Source organism: Humibacter ginsenosidimutans (assembly GCF_007859675.1).
GTDB lineage: Bacteria > Actinomycetota > Actinomycetes > Actinomycetales > Microbacteriaceae > Humibacter > Humibacter ginsenosidimutans.
On record NZ_CP042305.1, the window covers coordinates 2746676 to 2764160 of the forward strand.

Below are 17485 nucleotides of genomic sequence, written 5' to 3' on the forward strand. Positions count from 1 at the left end.
GCAACTTCAACTGCGCTAGAGTGGACCACATGCCCGAGGTCACCGGCTCAAGTCGTCCAGGTGGACGCACCGCCCGCACTCGCGAGTCCGTGCTTGCCGCCGTGCGCCAACTGCTCGCCGAGCAGAACGCCGAGGTCACCGTGCCCGCCGTCGCCGCCCGCTCGGGAGTGCACGCCACCACGATCTACCGCCGGTGGGGAACCCTGGAGTCACTGCTGCTCGATGTCGCGGTCGCCGACACCCAGGCATCCTCACCCGTGCCCGCCACCGGAGACCTGCGAGCCGACCTCACGAGCTATGTCGCTCGATTGCTGACGAGCCTGCGGGGGCCGGGCGCGCTGGGCATGCTCAGGGCGATGCTCGCCGCCGTACGCACCGCCGATTCCGCCATGGAGATCGTCGACTTCGTGCAACCGCGCGTCGACGACTTCCAGGCGATGCTGGACGCCGCCGAGGTCACCGCCATCGACGGTTACCGGCTCATCGAGATCGTGCTCGCCCCGGCCTACCTGCGGGCTCAACTCGGCATCCCGCTCGACCCGGCGACCGACGGCGAACGGCTGGTCGACACGGCGCTGGCCGTGGTCGAACGCGATCAGGCCGAATAGCGAGCCTGTCGGCCGCCGCCGCGCCGCGGCACATCGGTCAGGCGACGTCCGGTCGTGTCATCAGCGGAGCCCGCAGGTGCAGGAGAAGATCCGAACTGGTCAGGGGAACACTGGTCCAGACCGCTGACGCGACTCTCCGCTCCGCGTCGATCGTCAGTCGCACGTGGTGCGGGCTCGTGATGACGTAGATGTCCGCGACGAAGATGTCGCCACGCCATCCTCCGCTCGCGCAGAGAGGGCGCCCCAGCGGAGAACTCTGCCGCCATTCGCGGTGCCCGACGTCGATCTGAAGGAGGGACCCGAACCGGATGCTCCACCCTGCGTCGGAAGGCTCCAACCGCACCGTGGTGCCGTCGGGCAGCGCCGAGCCTTCGAGCGAAGCGTCGAGCGCCGCCGTCGCCGAACGCGCCCGATCGTGCGTGCCGGGCACGAGCGCGAGCGAGAGAGCGGCGAGCCGTGCGGCCAGCGCGACGTCGTCGTCATCGTCATCCGGCGCGCCACCGACGCGATCGATGCCGGGCAGCAGGCAGTCCCACACCGCGTCGAGAACGTCTTGCGCCTGCCCAACGGTCTGCTGCGCCGAGGTCACCACGACGACGAGGTCGTGGGAGGGAACCACGATGCAGTGCTGTCCGAACGCGCCGCTGCCGTGGAAGCCGTGGCGCGACATCCAGATCTGGTAGCCGTACCCGCTGAGATAGTCAGCACCGTCGGCGCCCTCGACGTAGTGGCGGCTGCGGATCTGCGACCGGGTCGCGAGCTCCACGTAGTCGCGTGAGACGAGCTGTCGACCACGCCAGTCCCCGCCGCGCAGCAAGAGCTCACCGAAGGCGGCGATCGCCTCGGTCGTGAGGTGCAATCCGTGAAACCCGAAGGCGGCGCCTCCGCCCACTCGGTCCCAGTCGGTGTCGTCGACACCCATCGGTCCGAACAGTCGCTCATCGAGGAACTCCGGCAGGCCGCGCCCCGTGACGCGCTCGACCATGCGGGCGAGGATGAACGTGGTCGAGTTGTCGTAGTAGTGCTCTGTTCCTTCGACCTCGGTGAACGGCAACCGGAGAAAGCCCCGCACCAGGTCGTCCGGTTCCAGCGCCCAGGCACCCTCCAGGCTGTCCGCGAGATGACCCGTCGTCATCGACAGCAGATGGTGGACCGTCAGCCGCCGAGCCTGATCCGAGACATCGACCGGAACGTGGTCGGGCAGCACGTCCACGACCGTGCTGTCGAGGGACAGCAATCCGTCGTCGATCGCCATGCCCACCGCGATCGACGTGAACGACTTGGTGAGGGAATACAGAAGATGCGGACGCTGCGCGGAATAGGGATGCCACCACCCCTCCGCGACGATGTGCCCGTGGCGCACCACCATCGCCGAGTGGCACTCGATCGACCTCTCTTCCAGCCGATCGAGCAGAACACCGACGGCTCGTGCCGAGACTCGCTCGGCGGAGGGAGCGGATCGGGGGAGAAGCACACGCTGCGGCACCCGAGAACCCTAGCGACTGCGCGTCACCTGGTGCGCACGCGACTCCGCGTCAGTGCAGCACCACGCGAAGTTCGTCCTCCGTGAGCGCTCGGTTCGCGTAGACGAGCCGGATGGCCGCGGCATCCGGGTTGCCGGCGTCGGGACCGCGGTACACGAGCGCGAACCCGAGCTTGGACGCGACCCGCGCCGAAGCTCTGTTGTGCTCGAGCAGAGACGCGACCACGGGAGCGTCGGGATGCATGCGGGTCGCCCGATCGACGGCCTCCCGCGCGACTTCGGTCGCGTAGCCGTGGCCGTGCTCATCCGCGGCCAGACGGTAGCCGAGGTTCCACACGCCGCCGTCGAGCAGAGTGCAGCCCCCGTAGCCGATGACGCGTGAGGAGTCGCGAAGGCGGATCACCCACGGTCCCAGCCGCGCTTCATCCCAGCTCCGCTGCCATCGCGCGATCAGCGCTTTCGTCTGCGCGATGTCCGTGTGTCGACCGCTCGGGAAGTGGCCCCAGACCCGTGGATCGCTGCCGATCTCGAACAGCTCCCCGGCATCGTCGGGCTCTGGGCGGTCGAGCGCGAGGCGCGCGGTCTCAACACCTGGCACGAGCATCGACACTACGCGTAGCGATCGGAACTCGACCCGACGGCCGATCCGGCCTCCGCGCGCGCCGGTGATCCCTACGCGACCTTCGCGGAACCGTGCCCCGCACGCCCGGCCTCCGCACCGCCGCTGCCCTCGTGCACGCGCGCATCGAGGAACTCGCACCAGGTCCGCTGCCCGCGCTGGGCGGAGTCGCCTGCGAGGTTGTCCCCGTCGCGGTAGGCGCGGCCGACGACTCCTGGGATCCTGATCGGCAGTCCCGCGTGACGACGGCGACCCGTCGTCTCGGCGTAGACGTCGGCCAGCTGCCGGATGTCGAGCACGTCGGGCCCTGCGAGGTCCGCGACGCGCCCGGCGGGGTCTCCGAGGGCGAGCTCGACGAGTCGTGCGGCGACCTCGTCCACGTTGACCGGCTCGAAGCGCAACCCGCCCGGAGCAGGCAGGAGCGGGAGCTTCGCCATGCCGCGCACGAACGGGTACACGAACTCGTGCAGCTGGGCGACGCGCAGAACGCTCCACGGCACGCCCGACTCGGCGAGCGCCCGCTCCGCTTCGGCCTTCGCGCGGAAGTAGCCGATGGGCATCCGATCGGCGCCGATCACGGAGATGAGAATGAGGTGCTTCGTGCCTGCCTGCCTCGCCGCTGTCGCCACATTGCGGGCCGCAACGTCGTCACCCTTGGCGCCGCCCGCGAGGTGCAGCACGGCATCCACGCCGTCGAACGCCTCGGCGAGTCCGCTGCCCACCACGGTGTCGCCGGCCACATGGTGAATCCCGGGCTCGTCCGCCCGAGGATGCCGCGAGAGAATCCGCACATCGCGTCCCGCCTCCCGTAGCATCGGCACGACGCGGCTGCCGATGGTTCCGGTTCCGCCCGTCACGAGCACTGTTGCATTCATGGTCTTCGTCCCTTCGTGTCACAAACGAGGACGCTCCCTCGTCGACACCCTGACGATCGACATCGAGGAGATGTGACATGACGGAGAAGAGAATTCTCGCCAGGCGGTTCGAGACCGAGCGTCCGCGGCTTCGCGCCATCGCCACGCGACTGCTCGGCTCAGCCGCGGACGCGGAGGATGCCGTCCAGGAGACGTGGCTGCGCCTGGAGCGCACCTCGGTCGACGACATCGAGAACCTGGATGCCTGGCTCACCACCGTCGTGTCGCGCGTGAGTCTCGACATGCTGAAGGCGCCGCGCCGCGCGCGTGAACGCTCGTGGCAGGTCGAGGCGTGGCGAGACGAGCCCGTCGCCGTCGCCGCCGATCCGGCCGAACTCACCGCGGAGAGCGACCAGGTAAGCGTCGCCCTCCTTGTGCTGCTGGAGCGACTCGGCCCCGCGGAACGCATCGCGTTCGTGCTGCACGACGTCTTCGGGCAGTCCTTCGAGGAGATCGCGGTCGTGCTCGATCGGTCGCCTGAAGCGGCGCGCCAACTGGCATCCCGGGGCCGACGGCGAGTGCGCGGTGCGGACGAACCGGCCCGGCCCAGCCGCGAGCAGGGCAGACGCCTGGTGGAGGCGTGGCTGGCCGCCGCCCAGGATGGCAACATCGGCGCTCTCCTGGAGCTGCTCGACGACGGCGCAGTGCTCCATGCCGACTACGGCTCCAGCACCCAGGTCGTGGCCGGGGCTCAGTCCATCGCGGAACAGGCTGTGCTCTCGGCCAGGCTTGCCGCCCACTCGAGCCGCGTCTTCATCGATGGCCGACCCGGCGTCGCCGCCGTCCTGAACGGTCGAGTCGTGTCGATCATGGCCTTCGACATCGATGACGGCCGGATCGTCGGCCTCGACGTGCTCGCCGACCCGAAGCGCCTCGCCTCGCTGGACCTGAACACGATGCGGTGAGTGCCGGACCCGTTCTAGCCGCCGATGCCGAGCATGGTGCCCGGCGCCGGCGTGGCGCACACGGAACTGCGGGCCTCGGCGAACGCATCCGCACGGATTCCCGACCCGAACCCGATCGACGTGACCGTGAAGATCAGCGCTTCGATGGATTCCGGTGCGGGCTCGTCCACGACGGTTCCGCCCGGCACCTCGGCGTTGCTCTCCTGCGTGTCCTGAATCACGCCGGTCACCCTCATGCCCTGGCTCGCGTGCGCCCTGAGCCAGGCGATCGCGTCGCCTGCCGACGTGTTCGGCAGCGTCCAGTACCCGACGGCATCCGCCATCGGCGTGCACCACATCTCCGTGCCCGTATCGTCTGCGACACCGGCCGGCCTGGTCTTCGATCTCACCGCGTCCGGCGGCACAGCCGCGCCGGCCAACCAGGAGTCCGCCTTGTGCTGCGAGGCCACGTCGACGGGCTTCGTGGCCGGGTCGATCGGAAAGCTGGGGGGTGCCTGCCGCGTCGCAGACGGTGTGGATGCCGCTGCCACCGGCGCCGCATCGGCGCTCGTCGGTGAGCTTGTGCACGCCGTCAGCATCGGTCCGATCGCCAGCACAGACACCACCGCGGCTAACCCCGCGTACCGCGCACGTCGTTGTCTCATCGATCCGAGACTCTACATTTCGTCACGGCCGCAGAGCTAGTCCTCGGAGGTCCACCGGGCGATCTGGGCAATGATCTTGCATCTGGAGGCGTTCGCCGCCACCAAGCGGTCCAGAGCAGCTCCCTCTCCGTCTGACGGCAACATGATCTCAGTTCGATGCAGCTGCGACCTTGTGTCGAATCTCGTCGTAGAGGGAGCGGGTCTTGGCCGCGGACTGATCGTTGAAGATGACGGGGCCGTTCTTGGTGTCGAGATACACGAACGGAGGCACGGCGGTGTTCACGTAGATGGTCATCGCCGTGCCGTTCGAGTCGAAGTCGCCTCGAAGCTGGGTGCCCACTCTGTCGCCGACGACCTTGACCAGATTCGGTGGCATGGCGTTCTTCAGCGCCACGTTCGTGATGTCCGTGAAGGGGATGGTCTCGCCCGACGCCGCAGCGATCGTCAGGCTGGTGTCGGAGATCGTGTACGCGGGCGTCTGTTGGCTCCCGATCAGCGCGACGATGCCGATGCACACGGCGACGACTGGCACGACGATCCGCAGCAGTCCGCTCTTGCCCGCAAAGCGATGACGCCAACCGGATTCCTGCTCACCGCGACCGTCATCATCCGTCGAGGGCTTGATCGCTGACACCCGGCAAAGATACCTCTGCGGCGACAAGCATCGACCGAGTCTGGCCTATCGCTCAGATCATCCTCCCGCAGTCATCAACTGCTGCCCGGGTCCGGCGGTCGCACACGCCGAGTTGGTGGACAGAACCGCGAGCTGAAGGTGGATGACCGCGGAGTCGTTGCCCCAGGTGGCGAGGTTGAAGGTCATCCCCTCGAATGCGGTCGGGGAGGGGAAATCGTGCACATAGTCGTTCGTGGCATCCGGACTCGGCGTCTCCAGCGGCGGAGGGTCGACGACCGTCAGTCCGTTGCTGGGATGCGCGCGCAACCAGTTCGCCACCTCGACCATGGTCATGCCCGAGACCGTCCAATACGCCTCGCGTTCGGCCATCGGTTCGCACCACCAGCCCTGCTCCTGATCATCGATCGCAGTCCCTGGCGGCGGCGACTTCACCAGCGTCGCCCCAGGCGGCACCCGCGCGCCGGCCAACCAGGCCGCCGCCTTCGCCTCGGATGCCGCATCCGCCGTCACGCCGGGGCGCGGCGAGGGAACGGTCGGGCCCGCAACCGCACTCGGGCTCGGTGGGACCATACCGATCTGGGTCGGCGCGGGCGGAACCGGGACATCCGCGCCGTGAGCCTGAGAGCCGACGCATCCCGCCAAAGCGACACAGACGGCAACCGCGGCCGGCACGGTGGCCACACCTCGCCACGGCGCAGCCCGACGAACACGACTCTTCTGGTCGCCCCTGCTGATCACGCGCGCCAGGCTACTCCCGCACGGCCGCGGCGAAGCGCGCGGCACGGTCGCGCAGAAGACCGCTGAGTTCAGGCGAGTCGACGACGTCGAAGGGCCAGGTCAGCCAGACGAGCGCGGAGGCGAGCACCTCGACTCTCACGTCCGAGATGCGCCACTCGGTCGCCGGCTCTCCACTCGGCGCCTCGGCCTCGGTGAATCCGCTCGCGTAGCCCCCGAGTGCTGTCGTCACTTCATCGATCGGTGCGTGGATGCGGATGGTCGCCGTCACCTCCGGCTGCACCGTGGCGAGACGGTCGGCGACGTAGGCAGCGGCATCCCCGCCAGGAACCGTGCGGGCCGACGTGCGGATGCCCGTCGGTTGCGCACCCGAGATGCGATCGACCCGTAGCGTGCGCCAGTCCTCCCGGTCCGCATCCCAGCACAGCAGGTACCAGAACGCGCCCCTCGGAACGAGGCCCACCGGCTCGACCCGACGCACGTGTTCGCCGTCCGAGTCCCGACCGGCGCTCGCGTACCGAATGCGCAGACGCTCGTGGTCGCGGCAGGCCAGTGCGAGCACCGCGAGCAGCTCCACATCGACGGATGGCGTGATGGGAACCGCCCCGACGGAGACCACTGACCGCATGACTCGCACCCGGCGCCGAAGAGCGGGCGGCATCACCTGCTCGACCTTCGCGAGCGCAGTGAGCGCCAATTCGCTGCCGCCGGCCGCTCCGTTGGCCGCTGCGGAGGACAGCGCCGCCGCCAGAGCGGCCGCCTCCTGCGGGGTGAACATGAGGGGCGGCAGTTCGCTGCCCGTCGAGAGCCCATAGCCGCCGTCGCGTCCTCGTCGCGCATCGACCCGGTAGCCCAGGGCGCGCAGCCTCTCCACATCGCGCCTCAACGTGCGCCCGGTCACCCCGAGGCGGCCGGCCAGCTCGTCGCCTGCCCAGTATCGACGCGCCTGAAGCAGCTCCAGCAGGCGCAACACGCGCGAGGTCGCGGATGTCTCGCTCATGTCTCCCATTGTCCTCAGCTCAAAGGACCGAAACTGACCTAAATGGCACGGATGCTGGAAGACACCCGGCCTTTGCGGCCCGTCTTCAGGAGAACAGACATGACCATCCTCGTCACTGGTGCCACCGGCGCCGTCGGCCGTCACCTCGTATCGACGCTGCTCGAACACGGCTCGCGGGTGCGCGCCGTGACCCGCGCTCCCGAGAAGGCGGCCCTGCCACCCGAGGTCGAGGTGGTCGCAGCCGATCTCGGTGACCCTGGCACGCTCGGCGACGCGGTGTTCGCCGGCATCGACAGAGCGTTCGTCTTTCCCGCCGATGGCGTGGACCGCTTCGTCGAGGCGGCGAGCGGCGCGGGCATCGACCGCTTCACCGTCTTGTCGTCACTGGCCGCCGCGAAGGAGTTCCCGCGCGACGAGGGCTCGGCAAGCCAACTGCATCATGCCGCGATCGAGAGCGCCGTGACCTCGTGCACCGACGAATGGACGATTCTTCGACCAGGCACCTTCGCGAACAATCTGCTCTCCTGGGCGTGGCCGATCAAGAACGACTGGCCGATCCGCGCTCCCTACCTGGCTTCTGCCCAGGCGCCCATCCACGAGGCGGACGTCGCCGAAGCAGCGGCGGCGACGCTGCTCAGCACCGACTGGGTCGGCCAGGCCATCCCGCTCACCGGACCACAGGCGCTCACGCGCACCGAGCAGGTGGATGCCATCGGCGCCGGCATCGGCCGCGAGCTTCACGTCATCGAGATCGCCCCAGAAGAGTTCCGCGCCGACATGGCCCAATACGTTCCGGAGTCCATCATCACGATGATCCTCGACTACTGGAGCGACACCGTCACCGAGCCTGATCTCCCGCGCCCGGTCACCGCTGTCACAGGGCGCCCCGGACGCACTCTCGAACAATGGGCGCACGACCACCGCGCCGACTTCGCCCCTGTCGCGGCATCCTGATGCCGAACGCGAGCGTCGAGAACGCGCCCGAACGGCCTCTGCGAGCTGGGAGCCTGGCGTGCCGGACTGCGGGCCGAGTGCTGGTCGCATGACAATGGCCGGTGTCCCGGCGGCACACAATAGGTGGCATGGTCGAGATCTCCGATGCGGACTTCCAGGCGATGGTCGGCGAGGAATACGACGCCCTGCCTGATGACATGGTGCGAGGTCTCGAGAATGTCGCAATCCTCATCGCGAACCAGCCTGCGAGCGAGAGACCGCGACTCTTCGGGCTCTACAGCGGAAGACCGCTGAAGACGCGCGGCGTGTATGGCTACGGAGAGCTCCCCGACCGGATCACCCTGTTCAAGAACAACATGGAGGAGCACAGCGCGGACCTCGACGCCCTGCGGGCGCGGGTGCGGATCACCCTCGTGCACGAGATCGGACACTACTTCGGGCTGGACGACGCGCGCCTGCGCGAGCTCGGATGGGCCTGACGCGAACCTGTCCCCGGGGGGATCGGTTCAGGCCCGCCCCTTGCCATGCTGTGCAAGGGGGTCCTCTGAGGTACTAGTCGAGGGGCTTCACCATGATCAGACAGGGGCTGGCATCGCCCCAGAGGTCGGTTTCTTCAAGAGGCAGGAAGCCGAACTTCCGATAGAAGTGCCGCGTGCGGGCATAGCCCGCGTCGGAATGCGAGGCGCCCAGCGTCTTCACCTCGAGTAGACGGACACCGGTGGCGCGAGCATCACTTTCGACCGCGCGTAGCATCGCTGTTCCGATGCCGGTCCCATGCCGCGATCGATCGACGACCGTCAAGTGGATCTCGGCGACATGTGGAAAGTGGCGGTCCACCAGGGTGACGCCGACGACTCGGCCTGTGTCGTCCCGCACCGTCCAGGTCTCCATGGTCGCGGCAGCGGCGACGTACTCGGCGTTGGCCTCCGGGATGCCGAACCACTCGGGGACCGTGGCAAGCAGCCTGGTGACATCGTCGGGGACTTGGCCATCGCGGTGGCAGTCGATCACTCCGGCGGCTCGAACGTTTCGCACCACTTGCACGCGAGATCCTTCGCCAACGGATTCTTCGCTGTCACTGTTACGACGGCCGGCCGGGATGCCTTCGGCAACCATCAGATCGGCAAGCCGTTCGCGCATGTCAACGGTCGCACGCATAAGGCCTTGAGGATCACGGCCGAGTCCGGCGACCACCTCGTCGACCCACCGGAGTCCCGCCTTTGTCAGCAGTTGCTTTTCGTTCGTGACCCACTCGCCGCGGTGGGCGAGGATCGCGTGAGCGGCATAGCACGCGCCTTCGCTGAGCAGACCCGCGCACTGGGCGGTGCGCCCGTGCCTCGCATGTCCTTCCTGGGCGTAGTCGAGCGTGAGGTCGGCCCATTCCCTCCAGACGCCCGGGGCTCTGCGGCGCAGCATCTGGGGGTACTCCCAGTGCGGAAGCGATCCTCGCAAGGTGACGTTGATCCCGAGTTCGGCCAAGAGGATATAGCTCGGGAGTCCGGCCTGATGGAAGAGCAAGCGCTCGACGCTGTACTCGCCACGGCACGCATCCTCGTGGATCCGGTCGATCAGGTGAAGGTCGCGGTAGTGGACATCGATCGTCTGCCCGTCCACTGTCAGCTTCCCGCCGCCGTTGAAGATCGGGCTCCAGGCACCGAGCTCGCTGATCCGGCCCGGCCACCCGAGATTCCGAATGGATTGCGGATCGAAGTCGTCCCGATAGTAGACAGCGATGTCCCAGTCGCTCTCTGCGTGATGTGTTCCCTGCGCGCGCGACCCGCCGAGTGCAACTGCCTCTATCCCGGGCAACTGGTAGAGCGAGTCGGCGACGTAGTCGACGAGTGGCGGATTGAAAGCGTGGTCTGACGTAGACAGTGTGTGCTCCTTGCATGCCGGATCGATCAACTCGCACGCGGAGGCGGCGAGGCGTGGATGAACGGCTAGAGGATCACGAACGACAGTGTTGCACGGTGCCGGAGGCAGACCAAGCCCGTCGGCAGATTCCGCCCTTGAGACAGGTGCTCAACGGGCAGGTGGGACAGTTCGTGGACGGATGTCCCGGAATGGGACGACTCCCTTAGGTTCTGTCCTTACACATCGGCGCGGCGTGGCGCTGTGACCGGACCAACGCGCTTTGCTCAGACCCGGCTCCTTCGAGGTTGGTCGCCGCTCTTGAGTCCCGTGTTCGGAAAGAAGAGCTCCTCGATGGGCTTACCGAAGACTTCAGCAATGCGGAACGCCAGCGGAAGCGAGGGATCATACTTGCCGGTCTCCAGGGCGACCACGGTTTGCCGCGAGACACCGAGCCTCTCTGCCAGAACAGCCTGAGTCCATCCCCGCTCGTCGCGCTCGGAGCGCATCTCGTTCTCCATCAGGCGACAGGAGCCTTGACCAGGAGGTTGGTGACTTCCCACGACACGATGCCGATCAGGGCCACCGGCCACCCGGCGTTCGGCACGGTGAACCCGGCAGCACTGAGGGTGCCGATCGTGACGGCGGCGAACATGGAGACGGTGAATCCAACAGCCAGACCGGGAAAGAAGAGCTTGAGCTGGTACTCGTCCAGCTGGCGCACCCTGAGCACGATGAGGATGACGACCCAGGCCATGAAGAGCACTGGCAGAAGGGCCCACACGACGCGCCACGGGCTGTCGGTGTGCCCCCACTGGTAGAGCACGAAGCTCGCGATCAGATAGCAACCAGTGGCGATCCAAAGGCGTACGCGGAACGCACGTCGACGACGCAGCTCAGTCGGCGATTCCTTCACGGAGTCAAGGTCCCTTGTCATGAGGGCATCGTATGAGACGGCCGACCGCTCAGTCAAGTTTCCTTGTCATTCCACGCTTCATCTCGAGTCTGCCGCGCGTCGATCACGCACATGGCGAATTCGCCGATCTGGGCGTCGAGCGGTGTTGCAGTGCGCCAAGAGATGGATGTGGTCACCGGCGCATGAGGCCTGCTGCGTTGTCGTGCAGAACCGCCGTCAATGCGCCGCGATCCGTGATGGCGGCCTGAACCGTTTTCAAGGAGGCCGCCGGCAGACCGTACGGCGTGTTCGAGCCGAAGAGGAGCTTGGACGGAATCCGGCCCGCTGCGGCTCGGAGAACGAAGATCTGCAGTGCGCTCGATATGTCGATGTACAGGTTGCTCACGTCGGTTGCCAATTCAATCGCGAGCATCGAATTCAGGCCGCCGAAGGCACCGATGATGATGGGAACGCGGGGATGGCGACTGGCGATCGCAGCGTACGAGCGGAGGTCGCCTTCGGTATTGGGCGCGAATCCGTGAACGAGCACCGGTAGTCCACCGTGGTCGTCGGCGAGCTGCACGACGGGCTCGATCGTCTGACCGGCGTCCGGCGCGCATGTCAGTTCTCCGATGCCGACCATCGACGGATGTTGCAGTTGATCGTCGACGAACTCGACCAGGGTGCGCCTTTCCAGCGTCAGCGGGGCTGCTGCCATGCCGACCACGCGTCCAGGATGCGCGTCGAGCGCCGCGCGGAGTTCCATCGCGGGTGCGGCGAACTCGCTCGGGTCGACGGCCTCGCCGGCGACAACGTTCTGCAGGCTGCGGAACTCGGCTTGAACCTGTTCCACACTGCTGGCGCGTTCCGGATGCACGCGGGTTGAGAGCAAGACGGTCAGGTCGATACCGGCATCACTGTCCGCGGTCAAGCGGGCGTCCAGGTCATCGGTGACGTGCGCATGGATGTCGATGGTCACGAGTCTCTCCTCGGGCAAGTTGGAATAGCGAGCGCAACGGTACGGCTTGACATTGGTGTCAAGGTCAACCCCTGAGGAGCGCGAGCGAACATGCTGATCGGTGAGTTGGCAGAACGCAGCGGCGTGTCTGCGCGCATGGTGCGGCATTACGCGAACGCCGGCCTCGTCTCAACCACTCGAGACGGCAACGGATACCGGGACTTCGACGAGTACCAGGTGGGCCGTGTTCAAGCCATTCGCGCCCTGTTGCTGTTGGGCCTGACCGTCTCGCAGATTCGCGAGCTCGTTTCGTGTCTCGGCGCCGCCGTGACGATGCCGACATGCCCTGCTGCCCGTGCGACCTTGGTGCAACGTCTCGGTGTTGTCGACCAACAGATCGCAGATCTGCTGACCATGCGTGAGCGCATCGTCAGCGGCCTGGAACTCGTCGACGCCCGATAACGGCGCGGTCGTCTCTTGTAGGTGCTGGCCGCCAGGTTTCACAGAGGAGGAGCCATCGGGTGTCCGATTGCGACGCTCCGGCTGCTGTGGCGGGGAACGGAGGTCTTCGCACGCACGCGAAGGGTGAGGTCCTCGCTACCTGTGTCGTGACGTTGCGTGTTGTAGGGCAGGATGTCGGCAACAAGGGGGATGGCGATGACGGAATTACCAAGTTGGCGGGACACCGCAACGCGATCGGCGATCGAGGATTTCGTGGCATCGGTGACGGCGGGAACTGATGCGGTGCCGGTCGCCGAACGAGTGGCGGTCTTCGACAACGATGGAACATTGTGGTCAGAGAAGCCGATGCCGACGCAGTTGCACTACGTGGTGGAGCAGTGGCGGAAGCGGCTCGCCGAGGACGCCTCGTTGGCGGCTCGTCAGCCGTACACCGCTGTGGCGAGCGGCGATCTGTCGTGGGTCGGTGCCGCCGTCGACAAGCACTATGCCGGTGATGATGCCGACCTGAAGGTCTTGATCGGCGCGATCGTCGAGGTGACGCAGGGCGTCAGCGTTCACGACTACGCGGAGTCGGTTGCCTCGTTCTACCGCGACGCGCGGCACCTGACGTTGGGGGTGCCGTATTCGCGGACGGTGTATCAGCCGATGGTGGAGCTGCTGCGGTTCTTGGAGGCCAACGGGTTCACCTGTTATGTGGTCTCGGCCGGTGAGCGGGACTTCATGCGCCCGATGACCGAGGAGTACTACGGTCTGCCGCCCGAACGTGTGGTGGGTTCGGCGTATGGACTGACGTACGACGAAGACACTCGGCAGGTGCGGTATGGGGCTGCGCTGTCATTCTTCGACGACGGGCCGGAGAAGCCGCCGCGAATCTGGACCAGGATCGGGCGACGCCCGTTGTTCGCGGTCGGCAATTCGAACGGCGACATGCCCATGCTCGACTTCACGGCTGACAACGGGCGCGGATTGGCGTTGCTGGTGCATCACGACGACGACACCGATCGCGGCGACACCCCCTACGACAAAGGTGCGGAACAGGCACTCGCGGCGGCGGCGGACCGCGGGTACACCGTGATCAGTGTCAAGGACGACTGGGAGCAGGTCTTCCCGACCGCGCCCGCGTCGACGCGCGACGCCTGACGCAGTGATGGACGGCCCGCACGAGAGCGGACCACCCACCACCTGAACGACTGCGGATCAGTTCGATCCGGTGAGGCCGTGCACCATCTTTTGGACTTGGCCTTGCACCTGGGCGTCTTCCACATCGAACATGGCGTAGCTGATGCCGGAGGACTGCAGCGGACGGTTCGGGTACTTCTTGTAGCTGGGCAGCACACTGAGCAGGCGGGCAGCCATCTGGGGCGTCTGCCACGTCTTCTCCGCGAAGCTGGTCATGAAGATGTCGTATCGCTCCTGCGGGTCCTGCCAGAGATCGAACAGCTCCGGCACTATCGCCGTGTAAGCGGATGCTCCGCGCCACCCGTCACGGATGTTCCAGATCGCCTTCCACTTTCCGATACGCACCGCCCCGGGCAGCAGTTCGGTCTCAGTCATGTAGAGCCAGTGATCGCGGGTCGACGGCCCTTCGCCCTTGAGCAGCTGGGTTTGGTCGTAGCTGTCGAAGATCGTCGGCTGCCCCTCACGGTCCTCGGTCGGCAGCTCCACGCCGGCAATGCTCGCGAAAGTGGCCATGAAGTCCAGCGACCCGACGATGTCGGAGGTTCGCCGACCCGGCTGAATGGTGCCCGGCCACCACGCGATCGCCGGCACCCGGCTCCCGCCCTCGTAGTCGGTGCCCTTGGTGCCGCGATAGGGGGTGTAACCGCAGTCGGGATAGACGTCTTGCCATGCCCCGTTGTCCGTGGTCCAGACCACGAGCGTGTTCTCCCCGATCCCGAGTTCGCGGATCTTGTCCATCACCTGTCCGACGCGGTGATCCAACTCCACCAGCGAGTCCGTGTACTTCGACTTCGCCAACGATGCACCCTCGAAGTCCGGGTGCGGAAGGTTCGGCTGGTGCACCTTCGCGGTGTTCAGGTAGAGGAAGAATGGATTCTCACCATTGGAATGCGACTCGATGTAGTCCAGCGCGATGTCGGTCGACTTCTCATCGATGAACGGGATGGATGAAGAATCGAGCTTCTGCGTCTCGTGCGTTCCTTCACCGACCTTGCCGTCCAGCGCGCCGATGACGTTGCCCCACATCTTCATCGTGGCTTCGTCGTCGAACGGGAAGTCGGGATTGAACGCCTTGTCCGTATAGGTGTAGGCGTTCAGGTGATACAGCGTCGTGTTATACATCTCATCGAACCCGTGCGCGATCGGCATCGCATAATCGGATTCCCCGAGGTGCCACTTGCCGATCTGACAGGTGTCGTAGTTCGCCTTCTTCAGCACGCTGGCCAGCGTCCACTCGCCCGCCGGCAGGCCACCACCGTCACCCGGGAAGGCGACGGTCGTCATGCCGCTGCGAATCGGCATCCGTCCCGTCAAAGCGGCAGCACGGCCGGGCGTGCAGCTCGGCTGACCGTAGAACGACATGAACTGCAGACCCTCGGCCGCCAAGCGGTCCAGGTTCGGGGTCGGCGCACCACGATTCTCACCGCCGCCGTAGACCCCCAGATCACCCCATCCCACGTCGTCCGACATGAACAGGATGATGTTCGGCTTATCAGTCACGTTGAAACCCCCTTTCCACGGACGCTACATGCGTGCACCACCCGCGGTGAGAGCAGGGACGAACTCATCATCCGCACAGGGCTAGACACCTTTTCCCGCCGACTGGCACGGATCTGTTACATCACGCACGGTGAGTTCACCGCTCGCACGCTGCGGGTCGCAGACGCGGTGTCCTGGCGGGCCCGCGGTGAACCGAGCGGGACATGCCTTCGCCTCTCTGCCATTTCTCTACCGGCAACACTCTCGCGGCGGGTGGCGATTGGCGTTCGCGGAGGCCGGAGCTGAGTCCTCGCACGGTTGCGTTCACGGAGGGTGGGTGCTGCGTCAGCGCCGAGAGATCCATGTTCGCTCCCCAGCGCGGGTGAAGCCCGCGCGGAGGTAGACGGCCTCCTCGGCGGGGCCTTCCACGTCGAGGAACACTGTGGTGGCGCCAACGTGGTGCGCGGCCTTCGCCAGTCTGGAGCACAGGGCGCTGGCGATTCCGCGGCCACGGTGGGACGTCAAGGTTCCCACCGCCGCGACCTCGGCGACTCCGGCGATCGGTTCAGTGACCAGGCCAGTGCCGCATGGCCGATGCGTGATCGCATCGCGCGCGAGTGCGACGTATCCACCGCGACCGATGAGCGACTGGAGGCGCTGCACATCCTGCACGCTGACCGGTTCGGCTTCACCATAGGCGTCGTTCTGCACCGAGAGCGCATCGAACAAGTCCCGCGGCTCGCTCACTGTCGAGATGGTGATACCCATCGGGGTCGGAAGAGGGATCGCTGCTCCGGGCCGGCAGGCGAGCATCGGCAGCCGCTGGTCGAGGGTGAACCCGGCCGTGAGCAAGGCAGCCTCTGCCTGCTCGGCGGAGCCGGAGACGTATTCCAGTCGCGGAGTTCGGTGATGGCGTGCGAAGAGTGCCAGCAGGTCACCGATCTCTGCCCGGGTCGGTGCCGCGTCGGGGATCGGAACCGCGTAGTTGTAGGCAGGATGTGCGGTGTGAGAGCTCAGACCCACCATGAACGGACCAATGCGCTGGTGGTCCGGACGGGAGGAGATATCAGCGGCCATGTAGCCGGCAACCAGTGCCGGCGTGGACAAAGAGGGGGAAACACGCATCTGAAAATGCACTTTCAGTTTCGAAGAGTTGCTCGACCGAGCATGGAGTGAGGAAGACGCCGGCAGCCGACCCAAGCAGACGCGGGGATTCGCTCGTCACGAGCGGGTCGACGGCCGCGATCGCGGCACGCCAGTCACGGGGCCTCATCCTCTTTCGAAACATCACAAGCACGTTCTCACCGAAACGTTGCCGGCCCAGCATGCCCGACAACCCGCCACAGCGCAAACATTCGCACCGGCTGCGCCCTCACCGACGACCACGTTTCGCAGGGGGATCCGCTTACGCGCGGTCGGTACGACAAAGAGCGCTGCAACAACACCGCCGAAGAGCCCTAACGGTCACAGTCATAGACTCCCGGCATGACTAGTCGCATTGCTGCGATCTCGATGGTTGCCATCGATCCACAGCGGGTCGCAGAGTTCTGGGGTGGGGTGCTCGGTTGGCCCATTTTGCAGTCGGACGACACCGGCGCCGACATCGGGCCAGCAGACGGCTCTGGATTTCGGCTCGAGATCGGGCGAGTTGCTGACGAGAAGCTGGTCAAGAATCGGATTCACCTTGACCTGCGTGCAGACGGAACAAGTCAAGACGAAGAGGTGCGGCGGCTTCTCGACCTGGGAGCCAAGAGAATCGATGTCGGCCAGCCGGCCGACGCCACCTGGATCGTTCTCGCGGACCCCGAAGGCAACGAGTTCTGTCTCCTCCTCCGCACGGTACAAGAGGCTGCCGGAGCCGACTAGCCGGCAGACGCAAACGCACTACAGGTCCCACACGCATCTGCTCCGGGTCGCAGTGTTCCAGGCGCGAGCCGCAGACGGGTCCCCCGGAGCTCGTCCGATCGACGGGCCGGTCGCCATGGTGGGTTGACCGCCACCCGCGACGTCGCGGCACTGCTGCGGAACCGTCGTCTGATGCTCGCGATGGAGGCGGTCGCGCTCATCGTGACCAGCACGGCGATGGCTTCGATGAGGGGCGAATTCCTGCACGAGTGAGCGCTGCGCGCCGAGAACCAACTCGGAACTTGCAGCCGCCGTTTCTG

General features: G+C 66.5%; 22 protein-coding genes. 8 read left to right on the plus strand and 14 right to left on the minus strand.

The window, feature by feature from the left end; translation table 11 throughout:
• Positions 1-29 precede the first annotated feature (29 nt).
• Complete coding sequence (locus FPZ11_RS12655) at positions 30-608, plus strand: TetR-like C-terminal domain-containing protein (protein WP_146321436.1); 579 nt, start codon at positions 30-32, stop codon at positions 606-608.
• Positions 609-645: 37 nt separating this feature from the next.
• Here FPZ11_RS12655 and FPZ11_RS12660 read toward each other — a convergent pair whose 3' ends face one another.
• The 3 genes from FPZ11_RS12660 to FPZ11_RS12670 form a co-directional block, all read right to left on the minus strand.
• Complete coding sequence (locus FPZ11_RS12660) at positions 646-2094, minus strand: serine hydrolase domain-containing protein (RefSeq protein ID WP_146321438.1); 1449 nt, start codon at positions 2092-2094, stop codon at positions 646-648.
• Between the two features lie 49 nt (positions 2095-2143).
• Positions 2144-2695 (minus strand): GNAT family N-acetyltransferase, encoded by a 552-nt coding sequence (locus FPZ11_RS12665; RefSeq protein ID WP_146321440.1) that lies wholly within the window; start codon positions 2693-2695, stop codon positions 2144-2146.
• A gap of 68 nt (positions 2696-2763) precedes the next feature.
• Positions 2764-3585, minus strand: a complete 822-nt coding sequence (locus FPZ11_RS12670) for an SDR family oxidoreductase (RefSeq protein ID WP_146321442.1) — start codon at positions 3583-3585, stop codon at positions 2764-2766.
• Between the two features lie 77 nt (positions 3586-3662).
• On the opposite strand from FPZ11_RS12670, the gene FPZ11_RS12675 reads away from it, so the two are divergent.
• Entirely contained in the window at positions 3663-4529 is an 867-nt protein-coding gene (locus tag FPZ11_RS12675) for a sigma-70 family RNA polymerase sigma factor (RefSeq protein WP_146321444.1), read from the plus strand.
• 14 nt (positions 4530-4543) lie between these two features.
• Here the strand turns inward: FPZ11_RS12675 and FPZ11_RS12680 are convergent, their stop codons facing one another.
• The 4 genes from FPZ11_RS12680 to FPZ11_RS12695 all read right to left on the minus strand — a co-directional run bounded on the left by FPZ11_RS12680 (position 4544) and on the right by FPZ11_RS12695 (position 7542).
• Positions 4544-5173, minus strand: a complete 630-nt coding sequence (locus FPZ11_RS12680) for a hypothetical protein (protein WP_146321446.1) — start codon at positions 5171-5173, stop codon at positions 4544-4546.
• 148 nt (positions 5174-5321) lie between these two features.
• Positions 5322-5807 carry a hypothetical protein gene (locus FPZ11_RS12685; RefSeq protein ID WP_146321448.1) on the minus strand — a complete coding sequence of 162 codons (486 nt, stop codon included), beginning with the start codon at positions 5805-5807 and terminating at the stop codon, positions 5322-5324.
• A gap of 57 nt (positions 5808-5864) precedes the next feature.
• On the minus strand, positions 5865-6377 hold the full coding sequence (locus FPZ11_RS12690) for a hypothetical protein (RefSeq protein ID WP_146321451.1): 513 nt from the start codon (positions 6375-6377) through the stop codon (positions 5865-5867).
• A gap of 178 nt (positions 6378-6555) precedes the next feature.
• Complete coding sequence (locus tag FPZ11_RS12695; RefSeq protein ID WP_168203823.1) at positions 6556-7542, minus strand: helix-turn-helix transcriptional regulator; 987 nt, start codon at positions 7540-7542, stop codon at positions 6556-6558.
• Positions 7543-7641: 99 nt separating this feature from the next.
• Between FPZ11_RS12695 and FPZ11_RS12700 the strand changes: the two genes are divergently transcribed.
• On the plus strand, positions 7642-8496 hold the full coding sequence (locus FPZ11_RS12700; protein ID WP_146321454.1) for an SDR family oxidoreductase: 855 nt from the start codon (positions 7642-7644) through the stop codon (positions 8494-8496).
• 128 nt (positions 8497-8624) lie between these two features.
• A complete protein-coding gene (locus FPZ11_RS12705) occupies positions 8625-8975 on the plus strand; it encodes a metallopeptidase family protein (RefSeq protein WP_146321456.1) in 351 nt (116 codons plus the stop codon).
• A 73-nt stretch (positions 8976-9048) separates the two neighbouring features.
• Here the strand turns inward: FPZ11_RS12705 and FPZ11_RS19905 are convergent, their stop codons facing one another.
• The 5 genes from FPZ11_RS19905 to FPZ11_RS12725 all read right to left on the minus strand — a co-directional run bounded on the left by FPZ11_RS19905 (position 9049) and on the right by FPZ11_RS12725 (position 12221).
• The gene (locus tag FPZ11_RS19905; RefSeq protein ID WP_146321458.1) at positions 9049-10401 is read right to left on the minus strand and encodes a GNAT family N-acetyltransferase; all 1353 of its coding nucleotides are present in this window, start codon (positions 10399-10401) and stop codon (positions 9049-9051) included.
• A gap of 233 nt (positions 10402-10634) precedes the next feature.
• The gene (locus FPZ11_RS12715) at positions 10635-10868 is read right to left on the minus strand and encodes a helix-turn-helix transcriptional regulator (RefSeq protein ID WP_146321460.1); all 234 of its coding nucleotides are present in this window, start codon (positions 10866-10868) and stop codon (positions 10635-10637) included.
• Positions 10868-11284 carry a hypothetical protein gene (locus FPZ11_RS12720; RefSeq protein WP_146321462.1) on the minus strand — a complete coding sequence of 139 codons (417 nt, stop codon included), beginning with the start codon at positions 11282-11284 and terminating at the stop codon, positions 10868-10870. The genes FPZ11_RS12715 and FPZ11_RS12720 overlap by 1 nt, the downstream gene beginning before the upstream one ends.
• A 32-nt stretch (positions 11285-11316) precedes the next feature.
• A complete protein-coding gene (locus FPZ11_RS20105) occupies positions 11317-11439 on the minus strand; it encodes a hypothetical protein (protein WP_302849647.1) in 123 nt (40 codons plus the stop codon).
• A complete protein-coding gene (locus FPZ11_RS12725) occupies positions 11436-12221 on the minus strand; it encodes an amidohydrolase family protein (RefSeq protein ID WP_168203824.1) in 786 nt (261 codons plus the stop codon). The genes FPZ11_RS20105 and FPZ11_RS12725 overlap by 4 nt, the downstream gene beginning before the upstream one ends.
• Positions 12222-12311: 90 nt before the next feature.
• On the opposite strand from FPZ11_RS12725, the gene FPZ11_RS12730 reads away from it, so the two are divergent.
• On the plus strand, positions 12312-12662 hold the full coding sequence (locus FPZ11_RS12730; RefSeq protein WP_146321466.1) for a MerR family transcriptional regulator: 351 nt from the start codon (positions 12312-12314) through the stop codon (positions 12660-12662).
• 189 nt (positions 12663-12851) lie between these two features.
• A complete protein-coding gene (locus tag FPZ11_RS12735) occupies positions 12852-13802 on the plus strand; it encodes an HAD family hydrolase (RefSeq protein WP_246846248.1) in 951 nt (316 codons plus the stop codon).
• A gap of 57 nt (positions 13803-13859) precedes the next feature.
• Here the strand turns inward: FPZ11_RS12735 and FPZ11_RS12740 are convergent, their stop codons facing one another.
• A complete protein-coding gene (locus FPZ11_RS12740) occupies positions 13860-15341 on the minus strand; it encodes an arylsulfatase (protein ID WP_210415868.1) in 1482 nt (493 codons plus the stop codon).
• 324 nt (positions 15342-15665) lie between these two features.
• Positions 15666-16457, minus strand: a complete 792-nt coding sequence (locus FPZ11_RS12745) for a GNAT family N-acetyltransferase (RefSeq protein ID WP_210415869.1) — start codon at positions 16455-16457, stop codon at positions 15666-15668.
• A 375-nt stretch (positions 16458-16832) separates the two neighbouring features.
• On the opposite strand from FPZ11_RS12745, the gene FPZ11_RS12750 reads away from it, so the two are divergent.
• Entirely contained in the window at positions 16833-17186 is a 354-nt protein-coding gene (locus tag FPZ11_RS12750; protein ID WP_246846249.1) for a VOC family protein, read from the plus strand.
• A gap of 123 nt (positions 17187-17309) precedes the next feature.
• Positions 17310-17438, plus strand: coding sequence for a hypothetical protein (locus FPZ11_RS20110; RefSeq protein WP_302849648.1), 129 nt, complete (start codon positions 17310-17312; stop codon positions 17436-17438).
• The last annotated feature ends 47 nt before the right edge of the window (positions 17439-17485 follow it).